16 protein-coding genes are annotated in these 17303 nt (G+C 62.2%); 7 read left to right on the plus strand and 9 right to left on the minus strand.

All coding sequences use genetic code 11. The features are described 5' to 3' along the window. Positions 1 to 65: 65 nt before the first annotated feature. From DBR46_RS05290 to DBR46_RS05320, 7 genes are all read right to left on the minus strand, one after another. On the minus strand, positions 66 to 920 hold the full coding sequence (locus tag DBR46_RS05290) for an alpha/beta hydrolase (RefSeq protein WP_124525304.1): 855 nt from the start codon (positions 918 to 920) through the stop codon (positions 66 to 68). Continuing rightward, on the minus strand, positions 917 to 1720 hold the full coding sequence (locus tag DBR46_RS05295; protein ID WP_124525305.1) for an alpha/beta fold hydrolase: 804 nt from the start codon (positions 1718 to 1720) through the stop codon (positions 917 to 919). The genes DBR46_RS05290 and DBR46_RS05295 overlap by 4 nt, the downstream gene beginning before the upstream one ends. A 97-nt stretch (positions 1721 to 1817) precedes the next feature. Then, positions 1818 to 2261, minus strand: a complete 444-nt coding sequence (locus tag DBR46_RS05300) for a hotdog fold thioesterase (RefSeq protein ID WP_124525306.1) — start codon at positions 2259 to 2261, stop codon at positions 1818 to 1820. A gap of 31 nt (positions 2262 to 2292) precedes the next feature. After that, positions 2293 to 3942, minus strand: coding sequence for an AMP-binding protein (locus DBR46_RS05305; RefSeq protein ID WP_124525307.1), 1650 nt, complete (start codon positions 3940 to 3942; stop codon positions 2293 to 2295). Between the two features lie 85 nt (positions 3943 to 4027). Beyond that, positions 4028 to 4477 (minus strand): phosphohistidine phosphatase SixA, encoded by a 450-nt coding sequence (sixA, locus tag DBR46_RS05310; RefSeq protein ID WP_124525308.1) that lies wholly within the window; start codon positions 4475 to 4477, stop codon positions 4028 to 4030. Continuing rightward, the gene (locus tag DBR46_RS05315) at positions 4474 to 4821 is read right to left on the minus strand and encodes a DUF4389 domain-containing protein (protein WP_017734316.1); all 348 of its coding nucleotides are present in this window, start codon (positions 4819 to 4821) and stop codon (positions 4474 to 4476) included. The genes sixA and DBR46_RS05315 overlap by 4 nt, the downstream gene beginning before the upstream one ends. A gap of 10 nt (positions 4822 to 4831) precedes the next feature. Beyond that, positions 4832 to 5857 carry an NAD(P)H-dependent glycerol-3-phosphate dehydrogenase gene (locus DBR46_RS05320; protein ID WP_124525309.1) on the minus strand — a complete coding sequence of 342 codons (1026 nt, stop codon included), beginning with the start codon at positions 5855 to 5857 and terminating at the stop codon, positions 4832 to 4834. A 195-nt stretch (positions 5858 to 6052) separates the two neighbouring features. Between DBR46_RS05320 and DBR46_RS05325 the strand changes: the two genes are divergently transcribed. The 5 genes from DBR46_RS05325 (at position 6053) to fabB (ending at position 12998) form a co-directional block, all read left to right on the plus strand. Then, on the plus strand, positions 6053 to 8173 hold the full coding sequence (locus tag DBR46_RS05325) for a TonB-dependent receptor plug domain-containing protein (RefSeq protein WP_368666064.1): 2121 nt from the start codon (positions 6053 to 6055) through the stop codon (positions 8171 to 8173). A 1-nt stretch (position 8174) separates the two neighbouring features. Continuing rightward, on the plus strand, positions 8175 to 9104 hold the full coding sequence (locus DBR46_RS05330; RefSeq protein ID WP_124525310.1) for an ABC transporter substrate binding protein: 930 nt from the start codon (positions 8175 to 8177) through the stop codon (positions 9102 to 9104). Next, on the plus strand, positions 9101 to 11002 hold the full coding sequence (locus DBR46_RS05335) for an ATP-binding protein (protein ID WP_124525311.1): 1902 nt from the start codon (positions 9101 to 9103) through the stop codon (positions 11000 to 11002). Before DBR46_RS05330 ends, DBR46_RS05335 begins: the two co-directional genes overlap by 4 nt. A gap of 248 nt (positions 11003 to 11250) precedes the next feature. Continuing rightward, positions 11251 to 11766 (plus strand): 3-hydroxyacyl-[acyl-carrier-protein] dehydratase FabA, encoded by a 516-nt coding sequence (fabA, locus tag DBR46_RS05340; protein WP_010211704.1) that lies wholly within the window; start codon positions 11251 to 11253, stop codon positions 11764 to 11766. An 11-nt stretch (positions 11767 to 11777) separates the two neighbouring features. After that, entirely contained in the window at positions 11778 to 12998 is a 1221-nt protein-coding gene (gene fabB, locus DBR46_RS05345; RefSeq protein ID WP_105522250.1) for a beta-ketoacyl-ACP synthase I, read from the plus strand. 188 nt (positions 12999 to 13186) lie between these two features. Here fabB and DBR46_RS05355 read toward each other — a convergent pair whose 3' ends face one another. Beyond that, positions 13187 to 14812, minus strand: a complete 1626-nt coding sequence (locus tag DBR46_RS05355) for a methyl-accepting chemotaxis protein (protein WP_124525313.1) — start codon at positions 14810 to 14812, stop codon at positions 13187 to 13189. 210 nt (positions 14813 to 15022) lie between these two features. Here DBR46_RS05355 and DBR46_RS05360 point away from each other — a divergent pair, with 210 nt between their 5' ends. Next, on the plus strand, positions 15023 to 15439 hold the full coding sequence (locus DBR46_RS05360) for an OsmC family protein (protein WP_124525314.1): 417 nt from the start codon (positions 15023 to 15025) through the stop codon (positions 15437 to 15439). A gap of 64 nt (positions 15440 to 15503) precedes the next feature. Continuing rightward, a complete protein-coding gene (locus tag DBR46_RS05365; protein WP_124525315.1) occupies positions 15504 to 16370 on the plus strand; it encodes a pirin family protein in 867 nt (288 codons plus the stop codon). Between the two features lie 180 nt (positions 16371 to 16550). Here DBR46_RS05365 and DBR46_RS05370 read toward each other — a convergent pair whose 3' ends face one another. Next, positions 16551 to 17273: a dienelactone hydrolase family protein gene (locus DBR46_RS05370; RefSeq protein WP_124525316.1), complete on the minus strand. Its 723-nt coding sequence runs from the start codon at positions 17271 to 17273 to the stop codon at positions 16551 to 16553. Positions 17274 to 17303: the final 30 nt, after the last annotated feature.

Raw genomic sequence — 17303 nt, forward strand, 5'->3', positions numbered from 1 at the left:
TGTTGAGATGGTTCATGGTTGACTCCCTTTCAATCCGCCCAGCCTCGGCAGTTGACCCCGCCAAGTCAAGGCGCAGAGAAGAACCGATTGAAACAGTCTGCAACAAGAGCCGCACCGGGCTCGTCATTCAGGTGCAAATGATGGCCGCCTGGGAGCGTGGTCACGGTGAAGGGTAGCTGGGAAAGCAATTCTGGATGTTTCGCCAGCATGCCGTCGGCCGCGACTACCAACTGTGTAGGGCAACCCACCCGACGCACGAAGGCCATGGCTTGTTCATCAGTCAGGCGCATCGGTGATGCCAGGGTCAAACGGCTGTCGGTGCGCCAGGTGTAACCGCCCGGCACCGGCATCAAACCGCGCTGGGCCAGTAATTCTGCGGCTTCGCGGCTGACTGCCACCAAGCCTTTCATGCGCGCTTCCACGGCACGGTCCTGGGTGGTGTAGACCGGCTTGCGTTTGTCTTGCAGGTTCAACTGCGCCTGCAACGCCATGCCCAGGCGCTCGGCGGCGTTCTCGCCGCTGGCGGTCGGAGGGATCACGCCATCGATCAATCCCAGGTGCGTCACCCGCTCAGGCAACGCACCGGCCAGCACCAGGGACACGATGGCGCCAAGGGAGTGGCCAAGTAATGCAAAACGTTTCCAGCCCAGTTGTTCGGCGACGTGCAGCACATCGTGGACGTAATCCCACAAGGCATAACCGGCTCCTGCAGGACGATGCGCCGAATGCCCATGCCCCGCCATGTCCAAGGCGACGATGCGCAAGCCCTGAAGCTTCGGCGCCAGCCGCGCAAAGCTGTTGGCGTTGTCCAGCCAGCCATGCAGGGCGATCACCGGCAAACCGTCTTCGGGCCCGAACAGATGAGCCGCCAGTTCGATGTGGGGCAGGCTCAGGCGTACTTCCTCGACCGGCACACTCATGCGCAGTGGCCCTCACGGGCGGCCCAACGGGAGAACAGGTTCTTGATCAAGGTCGCGGTGTCCTGGGGGCGTTCGAGGGGGAACATATGGCCGCCGGGCATGGTGAGCATTTCGCCCATCGGCAAGCGATCGACGCCGCTGGCGTGATGGCGCATCACCACCCGGCTCTGGCGGCCGCGCACCACCGCCAGCGGCACTTTCAACTGGCGCACCTGGCCGGGGCTGGTGTGGGGCACGCCCCGGTAGATGCTGATTTCGGTGGCCGGATCGAAGCGCAGGCGCAGGCGGTCGCCCACCTGATGCAGGCCATGTTGCAGGTACGCGTCGAAGCATTCCGGGTCGAAACCGCGAAACAGGGTTTTGCCCGCGAAGTAGCTGCGCGCGCTGTCCAGATCATTGAATTCTTCACGCCGGCCCAGGGTGCGCCCGGCCGGGGTCAGGCGGTCGATAAAGCCCAGGCGCTTGGCGGCGCGGATCACCCAGCGGTCGGCACGGGTCAGCACCGGCGAGTCAAGCATTACCACGCCACGGTAAAACTGCGGGCAACGCATGGCCGCGTGCAGATGCAGCACGCCACCCAGGGAATGGCCCACGCCCCACACCGGTTCCGGCTGCTGTTCCAAATGGTGGATCAACTCGTCCACCAGGTTCTGCCAGTTATCGTCCACCGGAAACCTGGGGTCATGACCGTGCTGCGGCAAGTGAGCCACGGCGTATTCCGGGGCCAGGGCGGCAAACAACTTGCCGTACGTAGCCGAAGGGAAACCATTGGCGTGGGCAAAAAACACGTGCTGCGACATACCGGACTCATCTACAAAAACAGAAATCGATTGTCACCACGCCTGGCCGCAACAGCAATGACTGTAACTGCCAGGAATGATGACACTCACGCCACGCCTATCGCGCGGGTGGCTGCTCGCCGAGCGGCACCACGGCCATGGTCAGGCGCGAAACGCAGCTGGCTTTACCTTCATCGCTGGTCAAGCGGATGTCCCACACCTGGGTGGTGCGGCCGATATGGATCGCCCGCGCCACCGCCGTCACCCGCCCGCTGCGCACACCGCGCAGGTGGTTGGCGTTGACCTCCAGGCCCACGCAATAGAACTTGCTGGCGTCGATACACAGGTAGGCCGCCATGGAGCCGACGCTTTCCGCCAGCACCACCGACGCGCCGCCGTGCAGCAAGCCGTAGGGCTGATGGGTACGGTGGTCAACCACCATGCTGGCGGTCAGGGATTCGTCGTCGAAGCTTTCGAAGCGAATATCCAGCAGTTCACCAATGGTGTTTTTCTGGATCGCGTTGAGTTGTTCGATGTTGGGTTGGGTGCGCCACAGGCCCATGGGGGAGTCCTTTGTTGGTTTTATGATGAGCCTAATCCTGCCACAGAACGGATTCGGAACGCTCGCTCCAAGTCTGCAAATGTGCACCGTAAGTCGATTCGATCACGTTGCGCTTAATCTTCAGGGTCGGCGTGAGGAAGCCGTTTTCTACCGCCCAGTTGTCATTCACCACCACCAACTGGCGCAGGCGCTCATGTTTATCCAGCCGCTGGTTGACCGCCTCCAGCCAGCGTTCAAGGCTGGCGTGCAGGGCTTGGCGGTCGTGCGCCAGCGCCGATAGCACACACAACGCAAGCGGCGCACCAAGGCCATCGCCGACCACGCACACCTGCTCGATGTGGGCATGTTCGGCCAGGCGGTTTTCAATCGGCGCCGGGGCCACGTATTTGCCTTTGCTGGTCTTGAAGATCTCCTTGAGCCGCCCGGTCAAGCGCAGGCGGCCGTCGGCGTCCTGCTCGCCCTTGTCGCCGGTGCGCAGGAAGCCATCGGCGGTGAGGGTCTCGGCGGTCTTCTCGGGGTCCTTGAAGTAACCGAGCATGGTCGCACCGCTGCGCACCTGCACTTCACCCGAGGCGTCGATGCGCACTTCAACACCCGGGCATGGCTGGCCGATCCAGCCGATTGTCTGCTGGCCGGGGCGGCACACATGGGAATAGCCGCAACTTTCGGTCATGCCGTACACCTCCAGCACATCCAGGCCCAGGCGTTGATACCAGCGCAGCAGCGCCTCGGGCACCGGCGCCGCGCCGGACAGGGCGATGCGCAGCGCATCCAGCCCAAGGCCGGCGAGCACTTTGTGGCCCACACGCTTGCCGATAAACGGCAGGCGCAACAGGGTGTCGAGGCGCTTTTGCGGGATCTTGGCGTAGACGCCCAGCTGGAATTTGGTCCAGATGCGCGGCACACCAAACAACGCCGTCGGCCGCGCCCTGCGCAGGTCTGTCAGAAAGGTATCCAGGCTCTCGGCGAAAAATACGGTTTGCCCGGTATAGATCGCCGCCATCTCGACAAACATCCGCTCGGCCACATGGCACAGCGGCAAGTACGACAGCAACCGGTCACCCTCCCCCAGGCCAAACACTTCGGTGCCGCGCGTGGCGGCAAAGCCCAGGGCGCCGAAACTGTGCATCACGCCCTTGGGCAGGCCGGTGGTGCCGGAGGTGTAGATGATGGTCGCAAGGTCCGATGCCGCAGGCTCTGGGTTGTCTTGAATGGGCGGGCAGGCTTGCAGGTCGGCCCAGCTGAAATCAAACGTGTCGGGCGGGCACAGCGGCAGACTGATGGTTGGCACACCTGCGGGTACACCGGGCGCCATCGCCGGCCAATCGTCCAACTTGCCGATAAACACCAGCGCCGCCTCGGAGTGTGTCAGCACGTGGGCGACGGAGTCGGCAGTGAGGTTGGGGTACAACGGTACCGAGACATGCCCGGCCATCCAGATCGCCAGGTCAGCGATGATCCAGTGCGCGCAGTTTTTCGAGATCAGGGCAATGTGCGAACCGTGGGGCAGTTCACGGGCGCGCAGCCAGTGCGCGGCGCAACGGGCCTGTTGGCCGACATCGCCCCAGGTGAGGCTGTGCACCTCGCCCCCGCCGACGGGCTGTACCAGAAAGGTTTTGCGCGGATGGCGCGCTTCACGTTCAAAGAAGACCTGCAACGGCAAACGAAAAGCGACGGGCATGGGACGCGCTCCTTTGTGGTCCGAACATAGCCAACCAAGCACTTGCTTGGCTGACTATATAGCACACACAAAGCCGCGATCCAGCCTACGGATTCTTCACGCTGACCAGGCTCATCAGCCCCGCCAGCGGGAAATCCCCTTCCAGTTCCGCGAGGCTCGCGGTGTGCATCGGTTGCGGCTGACGCTGATGGCCATGCTGCAAAAAGCTGATCAGGCTGCCCACCAACGGCTGATGGCTGACCAGCAGCACGTTGTCATCGGTGTCGAGCTTTTCCAGCACTTGCAGCGGGTTGCCCTCGGGCGTCAGCCACGGCACCGTGCGGATTTGCGGCTCAAAACCCAAGGCCTGGCGCACCAGTTGTGCGGTCTGCTGCGCCCGCACATAGGGGCTGGCGATGATTGCACTGAGGGGCTGGCCGATCAGGTGCGCGGCACTGCGCAAGACTTCGCCACGGCCATGTTCGGTGAGGTTGCGCTCGGCATCCGTGCGGGCATGCCCTTCGGCCTCACCGTGGCGCAAAATCCACAGCTTCACAGTTTTGGCTCCTCATCGCGCACCGGGTGCGGCGCGGGCGGCACGCTGTGGGCGGCTTCGCCCTCGGGTGCGCGCGGGGTTGGCCAATCGGCGAATGGCCACGGCTTTTGCTCGGTGTGAAAGCTGCCGAAGCGGCCGATCTGCGCGAGGAACTGGCTGAGGCTGTCGCCGAAGTTCATCAGGCCCAGGTTCGGCGCGCCGTACACCAGGCGGTAGATCAGTTGCACCACCACCAAGGCGCCGAGCAGGAACTGCGCGACCTGCCACACCAGGGCAAACACCAGCATCCAGAGGATGCGCAACACAATGGATTCGTACTTGGGCGCTGCTTTCGGATCGTTCATGACGCGTTCCTCAGTTGAAACCACTGGTGGAAATAAAGTCGACATCGGTTTTCGGTTCGGCGCGCATCAGCAACTCGATGACCTGGTTCAAGGTGCGCCCTTCAAACAGGATCGCGTGCAACCCGGCGACCAACGGCATATACACGCCGACTTCCTGGGCCTTGGCCTTCAGCACCTTGAGGGTGTTGACGCCTTCGGCCACTTCGCCCAGGCGCGTCACCGCGTCTTCCAGGCTCAAGCCCTGGCCCAGGGCGAAACCGACCTGGTAGTTGCGGCTTTTCGGCGACGAGCAGGTGACGATCAAGTCGCCCACGCCGGCCAGCCCGAGGAAGGTCATCGGGTTGGCGCCCTGGTTCACCGCAAAGCGGGTCATCTCGGCCAGCGCGCGGGTGATCAACATGCTCTTGGTGTTTTCACCCATGCCCAGCGCCACCGCCATGCCGGCGATGATCGCGTAGACGTTTTTCAACGCGCCGCCCAGTTCGACACCAAACCGGTCGCCGCTGGCGTAGACGCGGAAGGTGCGGCCATGCAGCACGGCCTGGACCCGCTCGCACAGTTCCTCATCTTCACTTGCGACCACCGTGGCAGTCAGCGCGTGCTCGGCGACTTCCCGCGCCAGGTTCGGCCCGGACAACACGCCAATGCGCGCCTCGGGGGCGATCTCGGTGAGGATTTCGCTCATCAGCATAAAGGTCTGCGCCTCGATGCCCTTGGTCAGGCTGACCAGCAGCTTGCCGGCCAAGCGCTCGGCATGAGGCGCCAGCACCGCGCGCAAGGCGCTGGACGGCAGCGCGACGAAGCACAGGTCGCACGCCGTCAGGGTTGCCCGCAAGTCCGTGACGGGTTCGACCGCCGCGTGGATCTTGATGCCTTTAAGGTAACGGGGGTTTTCGCGGTGTACCCGGATGGCCTCGGCTTGCTCGGGATCACGCATCCACTGGCGTACCGCGTGGCCGTTTTCGGCCAGCAGGTTAGCCACGGCGGTGCCAAAACTTCCGCCTCCGAGGACCGCAATAGGGCGCTGTTCAGTCATATGCAATCCGTTAATCCATACCAGTGGCGATGGCGGCATTATACGGAGCGACCCGCTTGCAGCCAGCCCCCACGTCAATTCGTGGGAATGTCAGAAAATGCCACATTTGTGTGAAGTAATTGCAAGTCCTACGACTGGCAAATGGCCCGACCTCAGTTAACATGGGCGGCTATCCGCAATTATCAAGGCCGTTCCGTGTATTTGGGCCCTCCTCCCCGTTCATCCCTGCTGCTGATGCTGCTGTGCAGCGGCACGACTTTGGCCGACGACCTGTTCCTCGACAGCCAACCGCTGCCGCAGGTGCTCACTGCCACCCGCCTCAAGCAATCGGCCGCCGCCGTGCCGGGCAGCATGACGGTGATCGACAGCGAGTTGATCAAGGCCAGCGGCGCGCGGGACATCAGCGAGCTGCTGCGCCTGGTGCCGGGGATGATGGTCGGCTACACCACCGGCAACCAGGCGGCGGTGAACTACCACGGCACCAGTGCCAGCGACGCACGGCGCATGCAGGTGTTGATCGACGGGCGCTCGGTGTACCGCGCCGGCCTGGCGACCGTGGACTGGAGCGACATTCCAGTGGCCATGGAAGATATCGAGCGCATCGAAGTATTCCGTGGCCCCAACACCGTCAGCTACGGCGCCAATGCGCTGATGGCGGTGGTCAATATCCTGACGCGCTCGCCGGCCAACAGCCAGGGCACGCGGGTGAAAGTCATCCGCGGTGAGCGCGGGATCAACGACTTTTATGCCAGCCAAGGCGTGCGCTGGGACACCGGCGACCTGCGCCTGTCCTTGTCCGGGCAACAGGACGACGGCTTTGACAGCGATGCCGCCGGTGCCGACCGCCGCGACAGCCGTCGCCTCAACCGCTTCAGCCTGGCTGTGAGCCAAACGTTGACCGCGCAACAAAGCATCGACTGGCAACTGAATGCCAAGGAAGGGACCAACCAGCGGCCCTATACCTACACGCCGGTATTCGACGGGATTACCGAAGGTGGCAACAATTCCGACGTCGCTGCCAAGGACTATGCCGCATCCCTGCGCTGGAACTTCGACTTCAACCCCGAACACAGCCTGTATATTCAGGGCTCGGCCCAACAGTGGGATCGCCAGCAGATCTGGAAGGCCTGCGACGCCAAGGTCTCGTTCAGCCCCGAATTGACGCGGCTTTGGCAGCTCAACCCCAACTACGCCGAACAACTGGCGCGGCACATGGACAGCTACAGCCAGGGCGTCGCCCCGCCGGGCAGCGCCGACGAGCAAGCATTGGGTAACCAGGTCCTGGACCAGTGGCGCAACGGTGCCAACCAGAACGTGTGCGGCGACATCAACCAAAGCACCCGCGAAAGCCGCTACGACCTGGAAATTCAGGACACCCTGAGCCTGTCCGACAGCCTGCGCCTGGTCAGCGGTGTGAATTATCGCTATGACCGCGCCGACTCCGACACCTACTTCAACGGCACCCTGGACGACACCACCTGGCGTCTGTTCGGCCAACTGGAATGGCGCGCCAGCGAGCACTGGTTGTTGCAGGGCGGTGCGATGTTCGAAGACACCCACCTGAGCGGCAGCTCGCTGACGCCACGGGTGGCGGTCAACTACCTGATCAACCCGCGCCACGGTTTGCGCGCGGTGTATTCCGAGGCGATCCGCTCGCCAGACATGTTCGAGAACAACGTCAACTGGAGCTACCGCGTCACCAACCTCAGCTCACCGGCCTACGGGCAGAATACCGGCCAGTACTTTGTGGTGACACGTGGCCCGGGCAACCTCGACAAAGAGCTGATGCGCTCGCGGGAACTGGGCTACAACGGCTTCTTCGCCGACATCGGGCTGAACCTGGACGTGAAGCTGTTCTACGACGAGATCACCGAAATGATCAGTTCGCCGCTGCGCAATAACCAGTACATTGCCAGCAACGCCAACAGCTCGCGGTTTACCGGCGCCGAATCCCAATTCGACTGGCGCATGAGCAGCGCCGACCGCCTGCGGCTGACCTATGCTTACGTCGATGCAACCACCAGCAACCCCAAGGACAAGGCCCAGACCGCACGTAACAGTGGCTCGGCCGGCTGGCTGCGGGAATGGGGCCGGGGCTGGTCCAGCGCGCTGTTCTATTATGGCGACGATGCGCTCAACCAATATCGCTTCGAACGGGTCGACCTGCGGGTGGCCAAGCGCATTGCCCTGGGCAAAGCCAACGTGGAGCTGGCCGGCATGTTGCAACAACGCCTCGATAACCAGCCCACCACCTGGGCCGATAACAACTACGACTCGCGTCATGTGCTCTATTTCAGTGCGGAGCTAGAGTTCTGACATGGGCGCTCAGTCAAGGATGACCCACGTCTATAGGCCAAGGCTTTGGCGGCGCGCCCTGCTGTTGCTGTGCCTGCTGTTCAGTGTGCCGGCCTGGACTGCCGATATCCTGCTGACCGCCGCCGACGACGGCGCTGGCGTACAGGCCTTCACCGAAGCCCTGGCCAAGGCACGCCCGGAAGACCACGTCACCTTTACCCCGCTCAAGGACTTGCCCGCACCGGGCCGCCTGCCCGCGAGCACGCGCCTGGTCCTGCTGGACCTGGCGGGGCTCGACTGGCGCCTGCAAGACGCCCAGGGCCCGCCGACCCTGGTGCTGCGCATCAGTCGCCTGCAAGCCCGGCAACGCCTGGGCAACCACCTACCGGCCAGGATCAGCCTGCTGTGGAGCGACCCGCCGTTGGCGCGCCAGTTGCAGTTGATCGCCAACATCCTGCCCCAGGCCCGGCGCATCGGCGTGCTCTACGCGGCCGACAGCGAGTTCCTCCTGCCAGAACTGCGTGAGTACGCCACGCCCATGGGCCTGGAAGTAGTGCCGCAGCTGTGGGAAAACACCAATGACAGCCGCCCGTTGCAAAACCTGTTCAAGAGCAGTGATGTGCTGCTCGGCCTCGATGACCCGCAACTCTACAACCCGAAAACCGCGAAAAACCTGCTGTTGAGCAGCTACGCCCGGCAATTGCCGCTGGTGGGGCCCAATGCCGGGTTCGTCCGGGCCGGCAGCCTGGCCAGCACCTACAGCGACCAGAGCGATTGGCTGGCAGTGCTCGACCGCCTGCTGGACCAGCCACCGGCCACCTGGCCACGCACGCTGTACCCGGAACACTTCAAAGTCGCGGGCAACCCGCAAGTCGCACGCTCGCTGGGGCTCGAAGAGGTTGATGAAACCAACGTCGCCGCCCGGTTGGCCGAAGGAGAAAAACGCCCATGACCCTGCGTCGTCGTTGGGATATCAACACCCGCACCCAGCTTATTACCCTGGGCCCGGCACTGTTGCTGACGTTGCTGTTGATCAGCTTCTTTACCTTCGTGCGCATCCAGGATTTGCGCCAGGAGCTGGACCACACCGGCCAACTGATCGCCAACCAGCTAGCGCCCGCCACCGAATACGGGGTGATTTCCGGCAACAACGATGTGCTGGAGAGCCTGCTGCGCGCGACACTGGCGACGCCCCATGTGCGCTTTCTGGAGATCCAGGACAGCGCAGAGAACATCCTGGTATACGTTGAACAACCCTCGGAAACCCATGACCGCTCGCTGTCGGTCAAAGTCTTCCAGGCGCCGATCCGCCTGCAACATATCCAACTGGGCAATGACTTCTTCCAGGACAACCTCAACGAACCCAAGCCGCCCCGCGCGGATTACCTGGGACGGGTGATCGTCGGCATGTCCAACGACGCCTTCAGCCAGCGCCAGCAGGAAATCCTGTTCAAGGCCGGCATCCTGGCGCTGTTCGCCCTGTTGTTTACGTTCCTGCTGGCACGGCGCCTGGCCGCGAGCCTGTCACAGCCGATCAGCGCCATGGGCCACGCGGTCAAGGCGATCCAGCAAGGCGACTACAAGACACCGCTGCCGATTGTCGATGACTCGGAGCTGGGCGACCTGTCGCGGCATATCAACAACCTGGCCGAAGGCCTCAACCAGGCCAGCCGCGAGCAACACCAGGCCATGGCCCAGTTGATCCAGACTCGCGAAGAGGCGGAACGGGCGAACAATGCCAAGTCGGATTTCCTGGCGATGATGAGCCATGAGCTGCGCACGCCGATGAACGGCGTACTGGGGATGCTGCAACTGCTGGAAACCACCGAGATGACCGAGGAGCAGACCGAATATGCGGCGCTGGCCTCCGAGTCCACCGAGCATTTGCTCAAGGTCATCAACGACATCCTCGACTTCTCGCGCATCGAACGGGCCGCCCTGGAGCTGGAGCATATTCCGTTCAACCTGGCAGACCTGATCAACAGCTGCGCCCAAGCCTTCCAGCACAGTGCCGTGCAACGCGGGCTGGTATTGGAGCTGCGGATTCCGCCGGGCATGGCCGCCCTGCAAGTGCAAGGCGATCCGACCCGCATCCGGCAAATCCTGGTCAACCTGATCGGCAACGCCTTGAAGTTCACCGAACAGGGCAACGTGACCATCGAGCCACAGTGGCAACCCCTCGATCACGAACTGCTGTGGTTCACCTGCACCGTACGTGACAGCGGCATCGGCATTTCGGCCGAGCGCCTGGAGTTGATGTTCGACGCGTTCCAGCAGGCCGACAGCTCCATTTCCAGACGCTACGGCGGCACCGGCCTGGGCCTGCCCATCGCCCGCACCCTGGCCGAACGCATGGGCGGCACGCTGCGCGCGCAAAGCGAAGAAAACCGTGGCTCGGTGTTTACCCTGGAAATCCCCCTGGCCATCGACCAGCAATACTTGCCGAAGATTGCCCATGACGGCGACGGCAAAAGCAGCGCCGGTGATGGCCGCCATGTGTTGCTGGTGGAGGACAACCCGGTCAACCGTACCGTGGTCGAAGCCATGTTGCGCAGCCTGGGCTTTGAAGTCAGCCTGGCCACCGACGGCGCCGAGGCGATCCGCAGTGCCGAAAGCCTGATTTTCACCGCAATCCTGATGGACTGCCGATTACCGCTGATCGATGGCTACGAGGCGACCCGGCAGATTCGCCAATTGCCGGGCTGCGCCGACCTGCCGATCATCGCCCTCACCGCCAACGCCTTGCAGGGCGACCGCGAAGCCTGCCTGGCCGCCGGGATGAACGATTACCTGGCCAAGCCATTCAAACGCACGGATTTGCAGCAAATCCTGCAACGTTGGGTGCAATAGCGCCACGCCATCAGCCAAGTCCGACTGGCGTGAAAGACGAAAGTGCGGCAGTCTTAGGCACCCAAACGGACCGATAAACAGGCCCGGTTTAAAATTTCAGTGAACAAGTGTACATTCAGTGCCTTGCCGCTGTGACTTTCACTACAACGCAATAGTCTATGTGTAGGCTGCCGGTATGAGGCGTAACGCTTCAGTCGGTTCGGGAAGATTTACCCTACCCTGCCGCATGGGATTATTGAGGAGCTCGCATGACCAAACAAAACGCCTTTACCCGGGAAGACCTGCTGCGCTGCAGTCGCGGTGAGCTGTTCGGCCCAGGTAACGCGCAACTGCCCGCCCCGAACATGCTGATGGTGGATCGCATCACCCATATCAGCGAAGAGGGTGGCAAGTACGGCAAAGGTGAATTGGTCGCCGAGCTGGATATCACCCCGGACCTCTGGTTCTTTGCCTGCCACTTCGAAGGCGATCCTGTCATGCCAGGCTGCCTGGGCCTTGACGCCATGTGGCAGCTGGTCGGTTTCTTCCTCGGCTGGCAAGGCCTGCCGGGTCGCGGTCGCGCCCTGGGTTCGGGCGAAGTGAAGTTCTTTGGCCAGGTCCTGCCGACCGCCAAGAAAGTCACCTACAACATTCAAATCAAGCGCGTCCTCAAGGGCAAGCTGAACCTGGCCATCGCCGATGGTTCGGTGAGCGTCGACGGTCGCGAGATCTATACTGCCGAAGGCCTTCGGGTCGGCGTATTCACTTCCACTGACAACTTTTAAGGGTTATCCGCATGCGCCGCGTCGTTATCACTGGTCTGGGCATCGTTTCTTGCCTGGGCAATGACAAAGAGACCGTCACCGCTAACCTGCGTGCAAGTCGCCCTGGCATCCGCTTCAACCCGGAATATGCCGAAATGGGTCTGCGTAGCCAGGTTTCCGGCTCCATCGACCTGCCCCTCGAAGAACTGATCGATCGCAAGATCTATCGCTTCGTCGGCCACGCTGCCGCCTACGCCTACCTGGCCATGAAAGACGCCATCGCCGACTCCGGCCTGAGCGACGACCAGGTTTCCAACGTACGCACCGGCCTGATCGCCGGTTCGGGCGGCGCATCGACCCTCAACCAGATGGAAGCGCTGGACATCCTGCGCGAAAAAGGCGTGAAGCGCGTTGGCCCGTACCGTGTCACGCGGACCATGGGCAGCACCGTTTCGGCCTGCCTGGCCACGCCATTTGCCATCAAGGGCGTGAACTACTCGATCTCCTCGGCGTGCGCCACCAGTGCTCACTGCATCGGTACTGCGGTCGAGCAGATCCAGCTGGGCAAGCAGGACATCGTGTTCGCCGGCGGCGGTGAAGAAGAGCATTGGAGCCAATCGTTCCTGTTCGACGCCATGGGCGCACTGTCCACCCAGTACAACGAAACCCCGGAAAAGGCCTCCCGCGCCTACGACGCCAAGCGTGACGGTTTCGTCATCGCCGGCGGTGGCGGCATGGTGGTGGTCGAGGAGCTGGAACACGCTCTGGCCCGTGGTGCCAAGATCTATGCGGAAATCGTTGGCTACGGCGCGACCTCCGATGGCTACGACATGGTTGCACCAAGCGGTGAAGGCGCCATCCGTTGCATGCAGATGGCAATGTCCACCGTGGATACCCCAATCGACTACCTGAACACCCACGGCACCTCGACTCCGGTCGGCGACGCCAAGGAAATGGAAGGCGTACGTGCGGTATTCGGCGACAAGGCTCCGGCCATCAGCTCCACCAAGAGCCTGTCGGGTCACTCCCTGGGCGCCGCCGGCGTTCACGAAGCGATCTACTGCCTGCTGATGATGGAAGGCAACTTCATTGCCGGCTCGGCCAACATCGATGAACTGGACCCGGCCGTCGCTGATATGCCGATCCAGCTCAAGACCGTTGAAAACGCCAAGATCGACACCGTGATGAGCAACAGCTTCGGCTTCGGTGGCACTAACGCCACCCTGGTGCTGAAACGCTGGCAGGGTAAGTAAGGCCTGTCGCTTGATTGCATGAAAAAGCCCCGACTGGTTCGGGGCTTTTTTATGGGTGCCAGTATTTAAGACCGAGTCGCCTGCTTCGCGAGCAAGCCCGCTCCCACATTTGACCGCATTCCAAAGGATGTACTCGGTCAAATGTGGGAGCGGGCTTGCTCGCGAAGGGGCCAACCGGATTCTGAGCCCTACACCGAAAACCGCGCCACCATGGTGTTCAAATCCACCGCCAACCGCGACAACTCCTGGCTCGCCGCACTGGTCTGGTTCGCCCCGGTAGACGTCTGATGCGCCAGATCACGAATATTCATCAGGTTGCGATCCACCTCCCGCGCCACCGCCGCCTGCTGCTCCGACGCACTGGCGATCACCAGGTTTCGCTCATTGATCAAGGTAAACGCCGACGCAATCGCCTCCAACGCTGTCCCCGCCGATTTGGCGATTTCCAGCGTGGCGTGTGCCCGCGTATTACTGTGTTGCATGGAACTGACCGCCTGATCGGTACCCTGCTGGATGCCGCTGATCATCAGCTCGATTTCCTGGGTGGACTGCTGCGTGCGATGCGCCAGCGCCCGCACTTCATCGGCCACCACCGCAAATCCACGCCCGGCGTCCCCGGCCCGGGCGGCCTCGATGGCCGCATTCAGCGCCAGCAGGTTGGTCTGCTCGGCAATTGAACGGATCACATCCAGCACCTTGCTGATGCCATAGACCTTCTGCGCCAAATCCTCGACCTGCGTGGCATTCGCCGTCACATCCGAGGCCAGCGCCTCGATCGACACCACCGTCTGCTGCACCTGTTCACGCCCCTGCTGGGCGATGCGGTCGGACTCCCGGGACGCCTGAGACGTGGCCACCGCGTTGCTGGCCACCTCCTCCACGGCCACCGTCATCTGATTGACCGCCGTCGCTGCCTGCTCGATTTCCTGGTTCTGCTGGTGCAGGCCACGGGTTGCATCCTCGGTCACGCAACTGAGCTCCTCGGAAGCGGAGGCCAGTTGGTTCGACGATTCGGCGATCTGCCGGATAGTGTCCCGCAGGTGTTCCTGCATGCCCTTGAGCGCTTGCTGCAAACGCGCGGGCTCGTCCTTGCCGGTGACGTTGATCTCGCCGGTCAGATCGCCGCTGGCCACGCCCTGGGCGACTTTCAGCGACTGCGCCAGGGGCAGCACAATGCTGCGAGTCAGCCACACGGCCAGGCCGATGGTGATCAGCGCCGTCAGTGCAATCATGCCCACCACCCAACTGCGCGACTGGCTGAACACGCTCTGCGCCACGTTCGCGGCCAGGTTGGCATTGGTTTTATTGAGTTTGACCAGGTCATGCAGAGTGACGGCCATTTCGTCGGCGAGTTGATTCATCTCGCCGTTGACCACTTTGATCGCGTCGTCCAACTGATTGCTCTTGGAAAGCCCCATGACCTGCTCCTGACGTTGCAGGTATTGCAGCTCCTGGGCCTTGAAACGGTCGAACAGGGTGCGTTCCTCGGGCAGCACGATCAGCGCTTCATACAAGCTCTGCGCCTGGTGCAGGCCGTTCTTGAGGTCGCCGAGCTTCTGCTCGTTCTGTGCCAGCGCCTGGGCGTCACGATTGAGCAGCAGGCGCAGGGTCAGCGCACGCACGCGCAACAGGTCCTGGCTCATCTCCCCTACCGCCATCACGCTGGGTAGCCAGTTGTTCTCCACCTGATCGGACTGCTGGCGCATATTGGCCATCTGCAACAGGGCGAAGCCGCCCAACGCGAACACCATCAATGCCAACACGCCAAAGCCCAGGCCGGCGCGCGGGGCGATATTCAGACTTCTGATACTCATGCCTTGGTTCCTTCCAAAAGCGCTGCATCCATTTGCAGCTGGCTGGTCTTGAAGGTATCGGCCCTTGCGCCACTTTGCGTAAGACGAAAACGCGATATAAACCCCTAGCACAATCGCGGCGAAACTGATTGTAGAAAACATGGAACACCCGAACGCGCCCATGCTCTATAACTGCATGACCTTCATCCTGCCCTTCCTGTGAGGTTTGCCATGCCCGTTACCGTCAATACGCTCAACCACGACAACTTTCGCCATAGCGTGAATATCAATAACCACGAGCTGTTCACCGACCTGCCCAAGAGCCTCGGTGGCGATGACTCGGCGCCCTCCCCCCACGACTACTTCGACGCTGCCCTGGCCTCCTGCAAGGCCTTGACCGTGAAACTCTACGCGCAGAAAAAGGACATCCCGCTCACCGGCGTGACCGTGGAAGTCACCCACGACGCCTCTGAGGAGCAAAAGGGCAAGTACAAGCTCAACGTCAAGCTGACTCTCAAGGGCGTGCTCACCGATGCGCAGCGCGACGAACTGCATCGCGTGGCCGACCGTTGCCCGGTGCACAAGCTGATGACCACCGCCGAGATCAGCATCGACACCAAATTGTCCGAAGGCGCCTTCAGCCAGTAGCGGCAACATCCCGGCGAGCGGGTTATGCTCAACGCCATCCAACCCGCTCAGACTGGGACCTGCCATGACCGCCCTTACCGTGATCCGCCCACGCCCCGAAGACGTGGAAGGCCAGCCGATCCTGCGCCCGCTGCCCTCCCGTGAATGCCGCAGCGTCGGGCCGTTCGTGTTTTTCGATCATATGCTGCCGACCCGCTATGCGCCGGGCAGCGGCATGAATATCCGCCAGCACCCGCATATCGGCCTCTCCACCCTCACCTACCTGTTCGAAGGCACCTTGCAGCACAAGGACAGCCTGGGCTCGGACCAGGTGGTGCAGGCCGGCGACGTCAGCTGGATGACCGCCGGCAGCGCGATTGCCCACGTCGAACGCACGCCCGATGCCGTCAAGGCCGCAGGATTCAACCTGCACGGCTTGCAAGTATGGCTGGCCTCGCCCAAGGATCACGAGACCGGGCCAGGCCACTACAGCCATCACCCGGCGACAAGCCTGCCGTTCAGCGACAATCTGGGGGTGCAGATTCGCCTGATCGCCGGCAGTGGTTTCTGCCTGAAGTCACCAGTACCCGTCCTGTCGCCGACGCTGTATGCCGAAGTGCGGATGCAGACGGCCACCACCCTGTTGATCCCCGATGAACATGAGGAACGGGCGGTGTATGTGCTGGAAGGCGACGTGCAACTGGACGGTGAGCCGCTGGAGGTAAACAGCCTGGTGGTTTTGCCACAGGGTCAGGAGATGGCGTTGTTTGCCGAGACGGAGTGCCACTTGGTGGTGTTTGGCGGCGCGGCGCTGGATGGGCCACGTCGGATCAATTGGAATTTCGTGGCGAGTGATCCGGCGGTGATTGAACAGGCGCGGCAGCGTTGGGCGGCGGGGGATTGGCCGACGGTGCCCGGTGAAACAGAAAGGATTGAGTTGCCTGTGAGATAGCATTCGCGAGCAAGCCCGCTCCCACATTTTGATTTGTGAATACATTCAAATCTGGGAGCTGGTTTGCCTGCAATAGGACCAAAAAATCAGCCCTGAAACACTCCCACATTTTGATTTGTGAACGCATTCAAATGTGGGAGCTGGCTTGCCTGCGATGAGGCCGCTACAGGCGCCAAAGAATCAGCCCTGGAACACTTCATCCAACAAATCATGCATCGACTTGAACGCCCGCTTGGCCGTCTTCGCGTCATACATCATCTTGCCTGGCACATTGGCGTGCGGGTCGGTGAAGGAATGCACCGCGCCGCCGTAGCTCAGCAATTGCCAATCCACCCCAGCCGCGTTCATTTCATCTTCAAACGCCGGCAGTTGCGCTTTTGGCACCAGTGGATCGGATGCGCCGTGCAGCACCAGCACTGAACCCTGGATGTGCTTGGCACCCGCCGGGTTCTGGGTGTCGATGGTGCCGTGGAACGACACGGCGGCCTTCAGAGGTGCGCCGGTACGCGCCAGCTCCAGCGAGCAGAAACCACCGAAGCAGAAACCGAAGGTCGCCAACTTGGCGGTATCCACTTCGACCTGGGCCTGCAGTTGCTCAAAGGCCGCTTGCATGCGCTTGAGCAACTCAGGGTTATCGTTTTTCAACGGCATCATCGCCGCGCCGGCCTCATCGCCATTCGACGGGCGAACGGTTTGCCCGTAGAGGTCGGCGATCAGCACCACATAGCCTTTGCTGGCCACGCTCTTGGCGATCTCTTCGGCACCCGCACTCACTCCCATCCAGTTCGGCGCCATCAACAGGCCCGGCAGCGGGCCTTTGTGGCTGGCATCGAACGCGAGGCGGCTTTCATAGGACTGGCCATCAAGCTGATAGACCACGGAACGCACAGTGACTTGGCTCATCATTTACTCCAGTTGAGGTGCACTAGAACG

The sequence above is a fragment of the Pseudomonas sp. KBW05 genome, from assembly GCF_003852405.1.
Lineage (GTDB): Bacteria > Pseudomonadota > Gammaproteobacteria > Pseudomonadales > Pseudomonadaceae > Aquipseudomonas.